Raw genomic sequence first — 15120 nt, 5'->3', positions numbered from 1 at the left:
AGCGGCAGAGAAACCGTCCAGGATAATTCCTGGAGTCGCATCAGGCCGTAGCGTCAGGCCCTGCCGACCGCAGTGTGGGACAAAATGTTAACATTTCCAGTAACACGGCAACGTAATCCCGCGCTTCTTTTTTGAGATCAAAAGATTGCGGGGCGAAGAGCCAGTTTTCCATCAGGCCTGAAACCGTGGCGCGCATCATCACCGCCGCCCGGCGCGTAAGCAAATTTTCAGGCAACATTTTTGAATTAATACAATGCGTTAATGTTTGTTCGATACGATCATAGCTTTCGAGACAGATGTTTCTTTGCGCTTGCTGAACTATAGTCATTTCTCCCACAAATTCACATTTGTGGAATATAATCTCCATCAATAAACGTCGCCGTTCTTCTGTCACGGTAGATTCAAGGAGATGAACGAGTATTTCTCTTAACACTGATAGTGGATCGTCGGGGAATTTTGCCTGATACTCAGTCTCAAGCTCACCAATACTGGATTCTGATAGTTCCCAGATTTCACTAAATAAATCCGACTTGTTTTTGAAATGCCAATAGATTGCACCGCGAGTGACGCCAGCGGCTTTTGCAATCTCCGCCAGCGAGGTGGAAGATACCCCTTGCTGTGAGAACAACCGTAGCGCTACATCCAGGATGTGTTGTCGTGTTTCCTGCGCTTGTTGTTTGGTTTTTCGTGCCATATGTCGGTGAATTTACAGGTGTTAGATTTACATACATTTATGGATGTATGTACCATAGCACGACGATAATATAAACGCAGCAATGGGTTTGTGGACTTTTGACCATTGATCAATTTGAAATCGGACACTCGAGGTTTACATATGAACAAAAACAGAGGGTTTACGCCTCTGGCGGTCGTTCTGATGCTCTCAGGCAGCTTAGCGCTTACAGGATGTGACGACAAACAGGCCCAACAAGGGGGCCAGCAGATGCCAGAAGTTGGGGTTGTGACGCTCAAAACCGAACCTCTACAGATCACAACTGAACTCCCAGGTCGCACCAGTGCTTTCCGTATTGCGGAAGTTCGCCCTCAGGTGAGCGGTATTATCCTGAAGCGTAATTTCGAGGAAGGTAGTGATATCGAAGCAGGAGTGTCTCTCTATCAGATTGATCCTGCGACTTATCAAGCCACTTATGAAAGCGCGAAAGGCGACCTTGCGAAAGCACAGGCCGCTGCCAACATCGCTCAGGTAACGGTTAACCGTTATAAAAAGCTGCTGGGAACGCAGTACATCAGTCAACAAGATTACGATCAGGCGCTGGCCGATGCGCAACAGGCGAATGCCTCCGTGGTTGCCGCGAAAGCCGCAGTCGAAACGGCGCGCATTAACCTGGCATACACCAAAGTGACCTCTCCGATTAGCGGCCGTATTGGTAAATCTGCCGTGACGGAAGGCGCATTGGTGCAGAACGGTCAGGCGACAGCGCTGGCAACCGTGCAACAGCTCGATCCTATCTATGTTGACGTGACGCAGTCGAGCAACGACTTCTTGCGCCTGAAACAAGAACTGGCTAACGGAACGCTGAAACAGGAAAACGGCAAGGCGAAAGTCGAGCTGGTGACCAGTGACGGTATCAAATTCCCACAGACCGGTACGCTTGAATTTTCAGACGTAACCGTCGACCAGACCACCGGTTCTATCACTATCCGCGCCGTCTTCCCTAACCCGGATCACACCTTACTGCCGGGGATGTTTGTCCGCGCGCGTCTGGAAGAAGGGACCAACCCTACTGCGTTACTGGTACCGCAACAAGGCGTAACCCGTACGCCACGTGGTGATGCGACTGCGCTGGTTGTGGGTGCTGATGACAAAGTGGAAACCCGTCAAATCGTTGCCAGTCAGGCGATTGGCGATAAATGGGTGGTCACTGACGGACTTAAATCTGGCGATCGCGTCATTATCTCTGGTTTGCAAAAAGTTCGCCCTGGCGTGCAGGTAAAAGCGCAGGAAGTAACATCTGACAATCAACAACAAGCCGCGAACGGTGGCAAGTCAGAGCAAACAAAGTCTTAACTTAAACAGGAGCCGTTAAGACATGGCTAAGTTTTTTATCGATCGCCCTATCTTTGCATGGGTTATCGCCATCATCATCATGCTGGCAGGGGGTCTCGCGATCCTCAAATTGCCGGTGGCGCAGTATCCGACGATTGCGCCACCTGCAATCACGATCTCTGCGAGCTATCCTGGTGCTGATGCGAAAACGGTTCAAGATACCGTGACGCAGGTTATCGAACAAAATATGAACGGTATCGATAACCTGCTCTATATGTCCTCAACCAGTGACTCTTCAGGTACCGTTCAGATTACGATTACCTTTGACTCCGGTACGGATGCGGATATCGCCCAGGTTCAGGTGCAGAACAAGCTGCAGTTGGCAATGCCGTTACTTCCGCAAGAAGTGCAGCAACAGGGCGTGAGCGTTGAGAAATCCTCCAGTAGCTTCCTGATGGTTATGGGGATGATCAGTACTGACGGCTCAATGACGCAGGAAGATATCGCTGACTATGTCGGTGCAACCGTAAAAGATCCTGTCAGCCGTACCAGCGGCGTGGGTGACGTCCAGTTGTTCGGTGCCCAATATGCTATGCGCATTTGGATGGATCCGACCGAGCTAAATAAATACCAGTTAACGCCGGTAGACGTTATTGCGGCAATCAAAGCGCAAAACGCCCAGGTTGCAGCCGGTCAGCTCGGTGGTACGCCACCGGTAAAAGGTCAGCAACTTAACGCCTCCATTATTGCTCAGACGCGTCTGACCTCGACCGAAGAGTTCGGCAAAATTTTGCTGAAAGTGAATCAGGATGGTTCTCGGGTTCGCCTGAGTGATGTCGCGCGTATTGAACTTGGTGGCGAGAGTTATGATGTCATCGCGAAATACAATGGGCAGCCAGCATCCGGTTTGGGGATCAAACTGGCAACAGGTGCAAACGCGCTGGATACGGCAAACGCAGTCCGCGCGACAATCGCGAAACTGGAACCTTTCTTCCCGCACGGTCTGAAAGTCGTTTACCCTTACGATACAACACCTTTCGTTAAAATCTCGATTAACGAAGTAGTGAAGACGCTGGTTGAAGCTATCGTACTGGTATTTATTGTTATGTACCTGTTCCTGCAAAACTTCCGCGCAACGCTGATTCCGACAATCGCCGTTCCGGTCGTTCTGTTAGGCACATTTGCAATACTCGCGGCATTTGGTTTCTCAATAAATACGTTGACCATGTTTGGTATGGTTCTCGCCATAGGTCTGTTGGTGGATGACGCCATCGTGGTGGTCGAGAACGTCGAGCGTGTCATGTCCGAAGAGGGGCTACCACCGAAGGAAGCCACGCGAAAATCGATGGGCCAGATTCAGGGCGCACTGGTCGGTATCGCGATGGTATTGTCGGCGGTATTTATTCCAATGGCCTTCTTTGGTGGTTCAACCGGGGCCATTTATCGCCAATTCTCTATTACCATCGTTTCGGCAATGGTGCTTTCTGTTCTGGTGGCGATGATCCTGACGCCCGCGCTTTGTGCCACCATGCTTAAGCCGGTTGCCAAAGGCGATCATGGAGAAGGCAAAAAAGGCTTCTTCGGCTGGTTTAACCGCATGTTCGATAAGAGCACGCACCACTACACCGACAGCGTAGGCAACATCCTGCGCAGTACGGGTCGTTACTTGCTGTTGTATCTGATCATCGTGGTCGGCATGGCGTTTCTGTTCGTCCGTCTGCCTAGTTCCTTCCTGCCGGATGAAGACCAGGGGGTATTCCTGACCATGGCGCAGCTTCCGGCTGGCGCAACGCAGGAACGTACGCAAAAAGTCCTTGATGAAGTAACGGACTATTATCTGAAGGACGAAAAAGCCAACGTTAATTCTGTGTTTACCGTAAACGGCTTTGGATTCTCAGGTCGTGGTCAAAACACCGGTCTTGCTTTTATTTCTCTCAAAAATTGGGAAGATCGTCCTGGTGAAGAAAACAAAGTGCCCGCCATTGCAGGACGTGCAAGTGCGCACTTTGCCTCCATTAAAGATGCAATGGTGTTTGCCTTTAACTTGCCAGCAATTGTGGAACTGGGGACCGCTACCGGTTTTGACTTCCAGTTAATTGACCAGGCTAACCTGGGGCATGACAAACTCACGCAGGCACGTAACCAGTTGTTTGGCGAGATTGCAAAGCATCCCGATCTGTTAGTCGGTGTTCGCCCTAACGGTCTGGAAGATACCCCGCAGTTCAAGATTGATATCGACCAGGAAAAAGCACAGGCTCTGGGCGTTTCCATTAGCGATATTAATACCACGCTGGGTGCCGCATGGGGCGGAAGCTACGTGAATGACTTTATCGACCGTGGTCGTGTGAAGAAAGTTTACGTGATGTCCGAAGCGAAATACCGCATGCTGCCGGACGATATTGGTAACTGGTATGTGCGCGGCAGTGATGGTCAGATGGTGCCGTTCTCCGCATTTTCATCATCTCGTTGGGAGTACGGTTCACCGCGTCTGGAACGCTATAACGGTCTGCCGTCAATGGAGATCTTAGGTCAGGCGGCGCCGGGTAAGAGTACCGGTGAAGCGATGGCAATGATGGAAGAGTTGGCCAGTAAGCTGCCATCCGGCATCGGCTATGACTGGACGGGGATGTCCTATCAGGAACGCCTGTCCGGTAACCAGGCCCCTGCCCTGTATGCCATCTCGCTGATCGTCGTCTTCCTGTGTCTGGCGGCGCTGTATGAGAGCTGGTCAATCCCGTTCTCGGTTATGCTGGTGGTTCCGCTTGGGGTTATTGGTGCCCTGTTGGCGGCCACTTTCCGCGGACTGACCAACGACGTTTACTTCCAGGTGGGCCTGCTCACAACCATTGGGTTGTCGGCGAAGAACGCGATATTGATCGTCGAATTCGCCAAAGATCTGATGGATAAAGAGGGCAAAGGCCTGGTAGAGGCAACACTGGAAGCGGTACGTATGCGTTTACGTCCGATCCTGATGACCTCTCTGGCGTTCATTCTGGGCGTTATGCCGTTGGTTATCAGCTCTGGTGCCGGTTCCGGCGCACAGAACGCCGTAGGTACAGGCGTAATGGGCGGGATGGTCACCGCGACGGTTCTGGCTATCTTCTTCGTTCCGGTCTTCTTTGTGGTGGTGCGCCGCCGCTTCAGCCGGAAAAGTGAAGATATTGAGCACAGCCATTCCGTAGAACATCACTGATACTCACCAGATAAAAGGCCGCGCAAGCGGCCTTTTTTTCGAATGAAATCAGCACAAGGCCTTATTGATACTTTGTTGACTTTTGGTTGCGGGTAATAAAGGTTATAATACACAAGAAGATGAAGGCTATTTCTGGCCATTTGGCTTAGGGCTTATTCCCGGCTTAATAACTCATTATTAAGACAATTCCTGGGGATAAGTCTGTATCTGGTTTCGCGCCTGGGCGAACAAGGTGGATGGAAAGAGAAGATAATCTGATGAATTGCAAAATAATCGCGTAATTATCTCATTCCTGAATGGGCTGGCGACATGCTATAATGGGAAAAATGCACAAACCTTCACATTCTCTCGTATTACGTTAATTGTAATTTTTCGTAATATAACGATGAAATCTTTTTTAGAGTAGATTATAGTTAAATCATCAGGCGTCGAAGGCAAGTTCCAGGTCAGTTTAGTTGTACCCATCCCGAAAGGTGTTCGGTTAGTTTAAGCCACTAAGAAGGGGATGCGTTATGGATGAATACTCACCCAAAAGACATGATATAGCGCAACTTAAATTTCTTTGTGAAACGCTCTATCACGACTGTCTTGCAAACCTTGAAGAAAGCAATCATGGCTGGGTTAACGACCCAACCTCGGCAATCAACCTTCAACTCAACGAACTGATAGAGCATATTGCAACCTTCGCACTTAATTATAAAATTAAGTATAATGAGGACAATAAGCTGATTGAGCAGATTGATGAATATCTGGACGACACATTTATGTTGTTCAGCAGTTATGGCATTAATGCGCAGGATCTGCAGAAATGGCGGAAATCCGGTAATCGCTTGTTCCGCTGCTTTGTGAATGCCACCAGGGCTAATCCTGTTAGTTTGTCTTGTTAAAAACTATTACAATCATAGGTAAGATTTATGTCCGATAAACCATTAACTAAAACTGATTATTTGATGCGTTTGCGACGCTGTCAGACAATTGACACGCTTGAGCGCGTGATCGAGAAAAATAAATATGAATTGTCTGACAATGAATTGGCTGTATTTTACTCAGCCGCCGATCACCGCCTTGCAGAATTGACGATGAATAAACTTTACGACAAGATCCCCTCCTCCGTCTGGAAATTCATTCGTTAATTTGATTACTGTCGCATCAGGAAATACGGACGTTTTCCTGGGGAACATTTTTCATACTCACAATAACAATAGAACAACTATTGTGACTTGCGTCACAATACCAATCAGGGAACGTTCCCTGGCCATCACTGACCTTCTACTGTAGTACCTCACCGGTGAACAGTCAGAGAGCGCAGGATGAGTGACGAGAAACAGAAAATGATAGCGGGTGAGCGATATCGCCCGGCAGATGAAACCCTGCGCCATGACAGGTTGCAGGCGCGTCGATTCGTTCACCGCTACAATCTCACCGCCCCGGATGAAAAAGCCGAGCGCCTGGCAATCCTCCACACCCTGTTAGGCCAGTGCGATCAGCCTTACATAGAGCCGCCATTTCGCTGTGACTACGGTTACAACATCTTTCTGGGTAAAGACTTTTACGCCAATTTCGACTGCGTCATGCTCGACGTCTGTCCGATTCATATTGGTGATAACTGTATGCTGGCTCCCGGCGTCCATATCTATACCGCCACGCATCCGCTGGATGCGACAGAGCGCAATAGTGGACTGGAATTCGGCAAGCCCGTCACGATTGGTAATAATGTCTGGATTGGTGGGCGTGCGGTCATTAATCCCGGCGTCAGCATTGGTGACAACGTGGTTGTCGCCTCCGGCGCGGTGGTGACCAAAAACGTACCGGCTAACGTGGTGGTGGGCGGTAATCCGGCACGGATTATTAAAACACTGTAAACGGAATTGTAACTGTTATGCTAAATTGTGATTGATCTGTTACTTTCTTCACGCTAATCGCCCACTTAAAATAGGGCGTTCCCCTGTAAGTAGCGAAAATCACGAAGGCAAAAAATGACAGAAATACAACGCCTGCTCACCGAAACCATCGACGATCTGAACGTTCGTGAGAAGCGCGATAACAAGCCCCGCTTTAGCATCAGCTTTATTCGCAAGCATCCTGGTTTGTTTATTGGGATGTACGTCGCCTGGTTTGCCACGCTGGCGGTCATGTTGCAATCAGAAACGCTGGTCGACTCTGTCTGGCTGCTGGTCGTGCTGTTTGTCGTCCTCAACGGCTTTTTCTTTTTTGATGTCGCCCCGCGCTATCGCTATGAAGATATCGACGTGCTGGATTTCAGGGTGTGTTACAACGGCGAGTGGTACAACACCCGGTTTGTACCTTCAGCGCTGATTAGCACCATCCTTCACTCCCCGCGTGTCGATGATGAATGCAAAGCACAATTACAGAAAATGTTGACGCGTAAGGGCGAACTGTCGTTTTACGATATCTTTACCCTTGCCCGTGCAGAAGCCACGCCATAACCCATTCGTGTTGCCGGATAGTCATTTCTCCTATCCGGCCCTCTCCTTTCTTTAACGCCGTTTTTTTCTTCCCTGTACCGCTTTAAAACGCGGGTTGCTCTTACAAATCACATATAAACGCCCTTTGCGCTTTACTATCTGACAGTCAGGATGGCGCTGCTTTGCGCTACGTAATGAATTCAAGACCTGCATGTTATCCTCATCAACCTCATCGCATATGTTATAACATAACATTATTTTATCGCTGAACGCGCTGCGGTTCAATCCTTTCTGTCTTTACATCGGTTCTTTCGTGGCGAAAACGGTAAAAATCCACGCTTCCATCAAAAACCCGGCAGATTAACGACATCATTTACAGGGCTTTTTTCGCGATCGGATATACTTTCCCTACAATGCGTTATTAAGGATATCTGCGTGAGAACACGACATCTGGTCAGTCTGGTAACAGGAGTGCTTATCCTCTCCGTATTGCTTCCGGTTGGGCTGAGTGTCTGGATCGCTCATCGCCAGGTCGAAAAGAAATTCATTGAAGAGTTGGATACCTACTCAGCGCGCGTCTCTGAACGTTCAGAGCGTGTGGTGACCCAGGCGAAACAAGCATTACAGCAGATTAACGCCGTGAAGAGCGTGCCGTGCTCACGTGAACACTTACTGGCTATGCGGCGGATCTCCTTCAGCTATCGTTATGTCCAGGAAGTGCTGTATCTGCAAAACAACGCGCCACGCTGCTCATCCCTGGAGCAGGAAAGTCAAACCGCCGCATTCCCTCCGCCCATGAAAATCACCAACGACGGCTACCGCGCATGGTTTACCGCGCAAAACGATCTGGGATTCAAGCGCTACATGGCGGCGTTGGGCTATGGCGACTACATTGTGATGATCGATCCCGCCTCCTTTATCGACGTAGTCCCTTTTGGCGCCTGGCAGATTGATGTTGCGATTATCGGCGCAAAACACAATACCGTCATTGCCAGCAGTGGCGCGCTTGCACCGAATATCCTGCAATTTACCCAGGAAACCACGCCTCGCCATCTGGAAAGTCATGGCATTATTTATGAGATTCGCCCCTTCCCGGAAATGGGCATTACCATCGTCAGTTGGGCGTCCACTCTTCCGCTACAGAAAATCTGGTACCAGCAGGCGCTGATCTGGGTTCCCGCCGGTATCCTGATAGGGCTGCTGGCCGCCGCCTTTATTCTGCGCATTCTGCGTCGTCTCCAGTCACCGCATCACCGATTGCAGGATGCCATTAACAACCGCGACATTAAGGTTCATTACCAGCCCATCATTTCGTTATCGACAGGAAAAATAGTGGGGGGCGAAGCGCTGGCGCGCTGGCCGCAAACCGACGGCAGCTACTTGTCACCTGACATTTTCATCACTCTGGCCCAACAGACCGGTCTCACCGAACAACTCACCCGCTTAATTATCGAAACGGTATTTGAGGATATGGGGAAATGGCTGAAACAACATCCCGATCAGCATATTTCCATTAACATTGAGGCTGCGGATCTCGCCTCTGAAAAACTCCCGACGCTGCTCAGTAAACTGCTTAACCGGTATCAGCTTGCCCCTTCGCAGATTGCTCTGGAACTGACGGAGCGGGGATTTGCCGATCCGAAGACCAGCTCGCCAATCATTTCCCGTTACCGCAAAGCGGGACATGCTATCTATATTGATGATTTTGGCACCGGCTATTCGAGCCTTAGCTATTTGCAGAATCTGGACGTGGATATCCTGAAAATCGACAAATCATTTGTCGATGCGCTGGAGTACAAAAACGTGACGCCACATATCATTGAAATGGCCAAAACGCTGAAGTTGAAAATGGTCGCAGAAGGGATTGAAACGGCAAATCAGGAAGACTGGCTGCGCCAGCACGGCGTCCATTACGGACAGGGTTGGTTGTACAGCAAAGCGCTGCCCAAAGAGGCGTTTATTCTGTGGGCGGAAAAACGCTTATAACGCAGAGATGGCTGGCGGCACGCCGCACAGCCAGTCACGCTAGTCGTCGATAATAGGTGAGAATCCGCCATAAATCATGCGTTTACCATCAAACGGCATCGACTCGCCGAACGCTTTCATGCGCGGATCGGACATCATCTTCTGATTCGCCGCATCCCGCACTTCTTTCGACGGGTACTCAATCCAGCTGAATACCACTTCTTCGTGTTCCTCGGCTTTCACCGCCATGCGAAAATCGGTGACGTTGCCATCGGGCACATCGTCGGCCCAGCATTCCACAATGCGAAGCGCACCAAACTCCTTAAACAATGGTGCTGCTTTTGCCGCCATCGCCTTATAAGCCTCCTTGTTTTCGGCGGGTACGGCAAGGACAAACCCATCCACATACTTCATGAGAAAAACCTCCGAAGTCCACTGCGCGGCAAGCCAATTCCAGCCGCGTCAGTCGTGAGTAAGTGTAGTCGCCCTCTCCTTTCTATGCTGTCTGAATCCGCGCCCGGGGTTTATAGCGAAACCACGGCAGACAGAGTTGGATCAACGGCCCAATCGCCAGCGCATACAGCACGGTGCCAACGCCAAGCGTGCCGCCGAGCAGCCAGCCGCTTAATAAAACAGAGACTTCTATCGCCGTACGGATGGTACGCACCGACCATCCCGTGCGGGCGTGAATGCCGGTCATCAGGCCGTCTCTTGGCCCGGCACCAAAGCCTGCGCCAATGTACATACTCGTCGCCAGGGCATTCACCACCACGGCGGCCACCAGCATGAGGCTGCGCACGAGGAGGGAGGAGAAATCCGGCATCACCGCCAGCGCGGCATCGGCGGCAAGTCCGATCACAATCACATTGCTGAGGGTGCCCAGCCCAGGACGTTGACGCAGGGGGATCCACAGCAAAAGTACCAGCGCCCCGACGATAATCATCACCACGCCAATTTTCATCGACAACAGGTTTGCCAGCCCAAGATGGAACACGTTCCACGGATCGGCACCTAAATCCGCGCGCACAAACATCGCGGTTGATACCCCATACAGAGCCAGCCCAAAGTAAAGTTGAACCAGACGACGCCCCATTTTCACCCTCCCCGTTCAGATAGCATTCATCTTCTCTATAATTGGCATTATTATTAATGACCAGTTTTGAAAAAGTGGACTGCAATGTCATCACGTCGTTATGGAAGTCAATCTCTCCAGCGTCTGCTCGGGCACTGGCAGGACAGCGCATCAAGAACCCCGCTCTGGCGACAACTGGCAGAAGCGCTGCGTCTGCTGATCCTCGACGGACGTCTGGCGCTCGACAGCCGTTTGCCCGGAGAACGTGAACTGGCAGCGGTACTCGACGTCAGCCGGACCACCGTGGCCAGCGCACTGGCGCAACTGCGGGAAGAGGGATATCTGGAAAGTCGGCACGGTAGTGGCTCGCGCGTGATTCTGCCGGGTCATATTCGCGAAGTGCCGACGCGAGCCGGTACGACGATGGCGCTGGATCTCTCCACCGCCGCCCTCAGTGCCGGACCCGAAATCCATCAGGCTTATCAGCAGGCGCTGTTTGCGATGCCGCCGCATTTGCTGACGTCGGGATATCAGCCGCAGGGATTGCCCTGCTTACGTGAATCGCTCGCCCGTCATTACTGTGCGCGAGGTCTTCCGACAACGGCGGATGAAATCATGGTGGTTAACGGCGCGGTCAGCGGTCTGGCACTGATTCTGCGCTTACTGACCGGTCCCGGCGATCGCGTGGTGGTCGATCACCCGACGTACCCATTGGCCATTGCCGCCATTCAGGGAGCCTCCTGTCGACCGGTAGGCGTTTCCTTACCCGCAGAGGGTTGGGATACGGATGGACTGGCCGCAACGATCGCCCAAACGTCACCGAGAATGGCCTATCTGATGCCGGATTTTCACAATCCCACCGGGCGGTGTATGGATGATGAGACGCGACAAGTCATCGCAGATATCGCTGCCCGTACGCGTACGACGCTGGTGATCGACGAAACGATGGTGAATCTTTGGTACGACGCCCCGCCGCCTCCGCCTTTGGCGGCGTATCATCGCGATGCCCCGGTGATCATGCTGGGTTCGGCGGGCAAAAGTTTCTGGGGCGGACTGCGTCTGGGCTGGGTTCGCGCGCCATCACGGACCATCGCCGCGCTGGTGCAAACGCGGGATACGGTTGATCTGGGCTCGCCGGTCATCGAACAGCTTGCCACTACGTGGTTGCTGGATAATGCCGATTCATTTTTGCCGCAGCGCAGACAACAGTTAGCCGCACGGCGCGCGCTCTGCGATACGCTGATTCGCAGGCACTTTCCCGAATGGCGCTATCAGCAACCGCAGGGCGGATTATCTTTTTGGGTGGAATTACCGGATACGCTGGCGACGCTCTTCGCCACACGGGCGGAAAGCGTCGGGATTCAACTGGGTACGGGCACTCGCTTTGGGCTTGCGGGGGCGTTTGATCGTTTCTTACGCATGCCGTTTGCCTTGCCGGAAGCCACCCTGCACGAGGCGTTTAACACTCTGGAACCGCTCTGGAAAACACTGCGTCTACAGTCCAGTAGCGGTAAGGTGCGTAAGATTATTTAATGCTGGCGGGGAACCGGGAAACCTTTAAGGGAAATAATAAAGTTATCGCCCTCTTTCTTTATTTTGGCGCCGGCATCGCACCAGTCTGAGGCAATGCGGAAAAATTCATCGCTGCCGACGTTCCAGCTCAGGCAAACATGCTTAACATAACCCGAGCGGAGCAATTCACAGGCTTCGCCATAGTTACTGGCGATGGAGAGCGTTTGCTGTTTCATTTTTTCTTCTTCAGTAGTCTGCGCAATGCTTTGATTTCTTTAGGAGTCAGTGGCTCAACAAAAGACTCTTCCGTGTGTTGGCTATCGATATCGCCAGCCGAGACCCCCGCCTCTGCCGCCGCGTCGAAGGCTATCAGCAGCAGTTTTTCTGTCGTGATGCTTAAATTCTCATTATTCACTTCAGCGTAATGACGAAGTTTTTCTTTTAACGTTTCATCAATTTTGACATTCAGTACTGCAGTAGCCATCGTAAAAATCCTTGTGGACAGGCAAAACACGGCTCCGGCGACAACAGGATCGCCACGGCGTGATAAGAGAATGGAGCGCCAGGATTTAACATCCCAAAAACACTCTGCCAGCATTTGATGACAAAAAAATGACAAAACCATGACAACAACAAGAAGAGAAACGAAGATGTGATGCCGGACGGCAGAAATGGGTGGGGGCCCTGCCAGCTACATCCCGGCACACGCGTCATCTGCCTTGGCTGCTTCCTTCCGGACCTGACCTGGTAAACAGAGTAGCGTTGCGGGAGAACCAACAGAGCCCCCATTGAGAGCGTTGTTAACCAACGCGCAGGCGCATTATCACTGCTGCCCCCTGTAATTGCAAGCCATCGGCAGTCAGATGCTGGTTTCTTGCGCAATGGAACTTCCCGCGCCCGCCATTCCAGATTATGCTGAAGGATTACCGCAGGAAGAAACCATGGATAGACAAGACACTTTCCCTCAACGCGTCTGGCAAATTGTTGCCTCCATTCCCGAAGGCAGCGTCACCACTTATGGCGACGTCGCGATGCTCGCGGGCTCTCCGCGCGCGGCCAGGCAGGTTGGCGGCGTGCTCAAACGTTTACCCGAAGGCAGCACTCTGCCCTGGCATCGGGTGGTGAATCGGCACGGCGCAATTTCGCTGACCGGTCCCGATCTACAGCGGCAACGGCAGGCATTACTGGCGGAAGGTATTATCGTGTCCGGGAGCGGGCAGATCGATTTGCAGCGGTATCGCTGGAATTATTGACCCTCTCCAGATGGAGAGGGTCAGACAGGCCTTAGTACTGCGTCGGGGCAGGCACTGCGGAAGACGGGTTCACCTGCGTCGGCGAGGTTGAAGGCACAGTGGTCGCTGCCCCATCGCTTGCCTGAACAGGCACTGCCGTCTGCTGGACCGGCACCAGGGTCAGATCGGCTTTCGTGCCGCCCTGGTTGATGACCGGCTGAACGGTATCGGTAATAAACACCAGTTTGTCATTCACCGTAATCGCCGCACTCAGCAGAATACGAGCGTTCGGCTGCACGTCAGCCGGATTAAACGGCAAGACGAAGCTGAATGGCGCCTGTTTCCCTTCGGTACGAACCGCTTTCTGGGACAGCACTTTCGACGGTGCATCGGCCAGCGACGCATCCGACAGAGTCACGGTCAGTACGGCGTCTGGTGGCAAGGCCACTTTCTGACGGATCCATACGGTACCCGAGACATTAGGTTGCGCAATCGCAGGCTGCGCGGCCGTTGCTGAAGTGTTTGGGTTCGGCGCTGGCGTCTGGATATCAGCGCTTTTATCCGCGCAGGCGGCCAGAGCAACTGCTACCGCTAAACCACTTACCATGTGCATGAGCTTCATTAAATTCTCCTTATCATCTCTGCACCAGCGGGTTTTCCTCCCGCCGGAAGAGTGGTTAACAAAAACGTAACGTAGCTAAGTGTGGCACACATCACTTATTTTTGCCTGGAATTGGTCTGTTTTTCAGACTATTGCACCCATCGGACCACTTCTAAAATTGCGTTATACTCTGCCTATCTCGCTTCGGCGTCGTTGTTACCTGGAGAGCATGTATGAGTCAGGCACTGAATAATTTGCTGACATTGTTGAATCTGGAAAAAATTGAGGAAGGACTCTTTCGGGGCCAAAGTGAAGACTTAGGGTTGCGTCAGGTATTTGGTGGACAGGTCGTTGGTCAGGCGCTGTATGCGGCGAAAGAAACGGTACCAGAAGAACGCCTGGTCCACTCGTTTCACAGTTATTTTTTACGCCCCGGCGACAGCCAGCAACCCATTATTTACGATGTGGAAGTTCTGCGCGACGGTAACAGCTTCAGCGCCCGCCGCGTTGCCGCCATCCAGAACGGAAAACCCATCTTTTATATGACCGCCTCGTTCCAGGCGCCAGAAGCCGGTTTCGAACATCAGAAAACCATGCCGCACGCTCCCGCGCCGGAGGGGTTAACATCAGAAACCGACATTGCCCGAACGGTAGCACACCTCCTGCCGCCGATTTTAAAGGATAAATTTCTCTGCGATCGCCCGCTGGAAGTGCGCCCCGTTGAATTTCATAACCCGCTAAAAGGCCATGTGGCAGAACCTACGCGCCAGGTATGGATCCGCGCGAACGGTGCGTTACCCAACGACATCCGCGTCCATCAGTATCTGTTAGGCTACGCCTCCGATCTCAATTTCCTGCCCGTGGCCCTGCAACCTCACGGTATTGGTTTCCTGGAAAAAGGGATTCAGATTGCCACGATCGACCATTCCATGTGGTTCCACCGCCCGTTTGATTTGAACGAATGGCTGCTTTACAGCGTGGAAAGCACGTCGGCCTCCAGCGCGCGTGGATTTGTTCGCGGCGAGTTCTACACGCAGGACGGTAAACTGGTGGCGTCGACCGTTCAGGAAGGGGTGATGCGCAATCGCAACTAAGAAAAAGCCGGATGGCG

General features: G+C 52.0%; 17 protein-coding genes and 1 other RNA gene. 10 read left to right on the top strand and 8 right to left on the bottom strand.

The genetic code is table 11. The annotated features are described in order from the left end of the window. Positions 1-40 precede the first annotated feature (40 nt). The gene (gene acrR, locus OGY35_RS14095; RefSeq protein WP_178824267.1) at positions 41-694 is read right to left on the bottom strand and encodes a multidrug efflux transporter transcriptional repressor AcrR; all 654 of its coding nucleotides are present in this window, start codon (positions 692-694) and stop codon (positions 41-43) included. Positions 695-835: 141 nt separating this feature from the next. Between acrR and acrA the strand changes: the two genes are divergently transcribed. The 6 genes from acrA to OGY35_RS14065 all read left to right on the top strand — a co-directional run bounded on the left by acrA (position 836) and on the right by OGY35_RS14065 (position 7648). Then, on the top strand, positions 836-2029 hold the full coding sequence (gene acrA, locus OGY35_RS14090; RefSeq protein ID WP_152405625.1) for a multidrug efflux RND transporter periplasmic adaptor subunit AcrA: 1194 nt from the start codon (positions 836-838) through the stop codon (positions 2027-2029). Positions 2030-2051: 22 nt separating this feature from the next. Then, a complete protein-coding gene (gene acrB, locus OGY35_RS14085; protein ID WP_046477031.1) occupies positions 2052-5201 on the top strand; it encodes a multidrug efflux RND transporter permease subunit AcrB in 3150 nt (1049 codons plus the stop codon). 512 nt (positions 5202-5713) lie between these two features. Next, a complete protein-coding gene (gene tomB / locus OGY35_RS14080; RefSeq protein ID WP_042324455.1) occupies positions 5714-6088 on the top strand; it encodes an Hha toxicity modulator TomB in 375 nt (124 codons plus the stop codon). A 27-nt stretch (positions 6089-6115) separates the two neighbouring features. Beyond that, on the top strand, positions 6116-6334 hold the full coding sequence (gene hha, locus OGY35_RS14075; RefSeq protein WP_001280991.1) for a hemolysin expression-modulating protein Hha: 219 nt from the start codon (positions 6116-6118) through the stop codon (positions 6332-6334). Between the two features lie 177 nt (positions 6335-6511). Beyond that, positions 6512-7063 carry a maltose O-acetyltransferase gene (maa, locus tag OGY35_RS14070; protein ID WP_152405627.1) on the top strand — a complete coding sequence of 184 codons (552 nt, stop codon included), beginning with the start codon at positions 6512-6514 and terminating at the stop codon, positions 7061-7063. A gap of 114 nt (positions 7064-7177) precedes the next feature. Next, positions 7178-7648, top strand: a complete 471-nt coding sequence (locus OGY35_RS14065) for a YlaC family protein (protein ID WP_152405628.1) — start codon at positions 7178-7180, stop codon at positions 7646-7648. 51 nt (positions 7649-7699) lie between these two features. Here OGY35_RS14065 and ykgO read toward each other — a convergent pair whose 3' ends face one another. Further along, positions 7700-7840, bottom strand: a complete 141-nt coding sequence (gene ykgO / locus OGY35_RS14060; protein WP_003859006.1) for a type B 50S ribosomal protein L36 — start codon at positions 7838-7840, stop codon at positions 7700-7702. Between the two features lie 222 nt (positions 7841-8062). Between ykgO and pdeB the strand changes: the two genes are divergently transcribed. After that, the gene (gene pdeB, locus OGY35_RS14055; protein WP_152405629.1) at positions 8063-9613 is read left to right on the top strand and encodes a cyclic di-3',5'-guanosine monophosphate phosphodiesterase PdeB; all 1551 of its coding nucleotides are present in this window, start codon (positions 8063-8065) and stop codon (positions 9611-9613) included. A 39-nt stretch (positions 9614-9652) separates the two neighbouring features. Here pdeB and OGY35_RS14050 read toward each other — a convergent pair whose 3' ends face one another. Together OGY35_RS14050 and yczE are read right to left on the bottom strand one after the other, a co-directional pair. Beyond that, positions 9653-10006 (bottom strand): DUF1428 domain-containing protein, encoded by a 354-nt coding sequence (locus tag OGY35_RS14050; RefSeq protein ID WP_152405630.1) that lies wholly within the window; start codon positions 10004-10006, stop codon positions 9653-9655. Between the two features lie 82 nt (positions 10007-10088). Beyond that, the gene (gene yczE, locus OGY35_RS14045) at positions 10089-10685 is read right to left on the bottom strand and encodes a membrane protein YczE (protein ID WP_152405631.1); all 597 of its coding nucleotides are present in this window, start codon (positions 10683-10685) and stop codon (positions 10089-10091) included. A gap of 84 nt (positions 10686-10769) precedes the next feature. Here yczE and yczR point away from each other — a divergent pair, with 84 nt between their 5' ends. Beyond that, positions 10770-12197, top strand: a complete 1428-nt coding sequence (gene yczR, locus OGY35_RS14040; RefSeq protein WP_286632586.1) for a MocR-like transcription factor YczR — start codon at positions 10770-10772, stop codon at positions 12195-12197. On the opposite strand, the gene OGY35_RS14035 is transcribed toward yczR, so the two are convergent. From OGY35_RS14035 to ffs, 3 genes are all read right to left on the bottom strand, one after another. Beyond that, entirely contained in the window at positions 12194-12412 is a 219-nt protein-coding gene (locus OGY35_RS14035) for a hypothetical protein (RefSeq protein ID WP_042324470.1), read from the bottom strand. The two genes, yczR and OGY35_RS14035, sit on opposite strands and share 4 nt — an antisense overlap. Continuing rightward, positions 12409-12660 carry a hypothetical protein gene (locus tag OGY35_RS14030; RefSeq protein WP_152405633.1) on the bottom strand — a complete coding sequence of 84 codons (252 nt, stop codon included), beginning with the start codon at positions 12658-12660 and terminating at the stop codon, positions 12409-12411. Before OGY35_RS14030 ends, OGY35_RS14035 begins: the two co-directional genes overlap by 4 nt. 198 nt (positions 12661-12858) lie before the next feature. Then, positions 12859-12955, bottom strand: an RNA gene (ffs, locus tag OGY35_RS14025) — signal recognition particle sRNA small type. Between the two features lie 162 nt (positions 12956-13117). Between ffs and OGY35_RS14020 the strand changes: the two genes are divergently transcribed. Continuing rightward, the gene (locus tag OGY35_RS14020) at positions 13118-13429 is read left to right on the top strand and encodes an MGMT family protein (RefSeq protein ID WP_199800596.1); all 312 of its coding nucleotides are present in this window, start codon (positions 13118-13120) and stop codon (positions 13427-13429) included. Positions 13430-13460: 31 nt separating this feature from the next. Here the strand turns inward: OGY35_RS14020 and OGY35_RS14015 are convergent, their stop codons facing one another. Beyond that, positions 13461-14030, bottom strand: coding sequence for a YbaY family lipoprotein (locus OGY35_RS14015; RefSeq protein ID WP_152405635.1), 570 nt, complete (start codon positions 14028-14030; stop codon positions 13461-13463). A gap of 212 nt (positions 14031-14242) precedes the next feature. On the opposite strand from OGY35_RS14015, the gene tesB reads away from it, so the two are divergent. Then, on the top strand, positions 14243-15103 hold the full coding sequence (gene tesB, locus OGY35_RS14010) for an acyl-CoA thioesterase II (RefSeq protein ID WP_178826122.1): 861 nt from the start codon (positions 14243-14245) through the stop codon (positions 15101-15103). Positions 15104-15120 lie beyond the last annotated feature (17 nt).

The organism is Citrobacter sp. Ct235 (genome assembly GCF_030332305.1).
GTDB classification, from domain to species: domain Bacteria; phylum Pseudomonadota; class Gammaproteobacteria; order Enterobacterales; family Enterobacteriaceae; genus Citrobacter_A; species Citrobacter_A telavivensis.
This window is presented reverse-complemented; position numbering and strand designations above follow the sequence as displayed.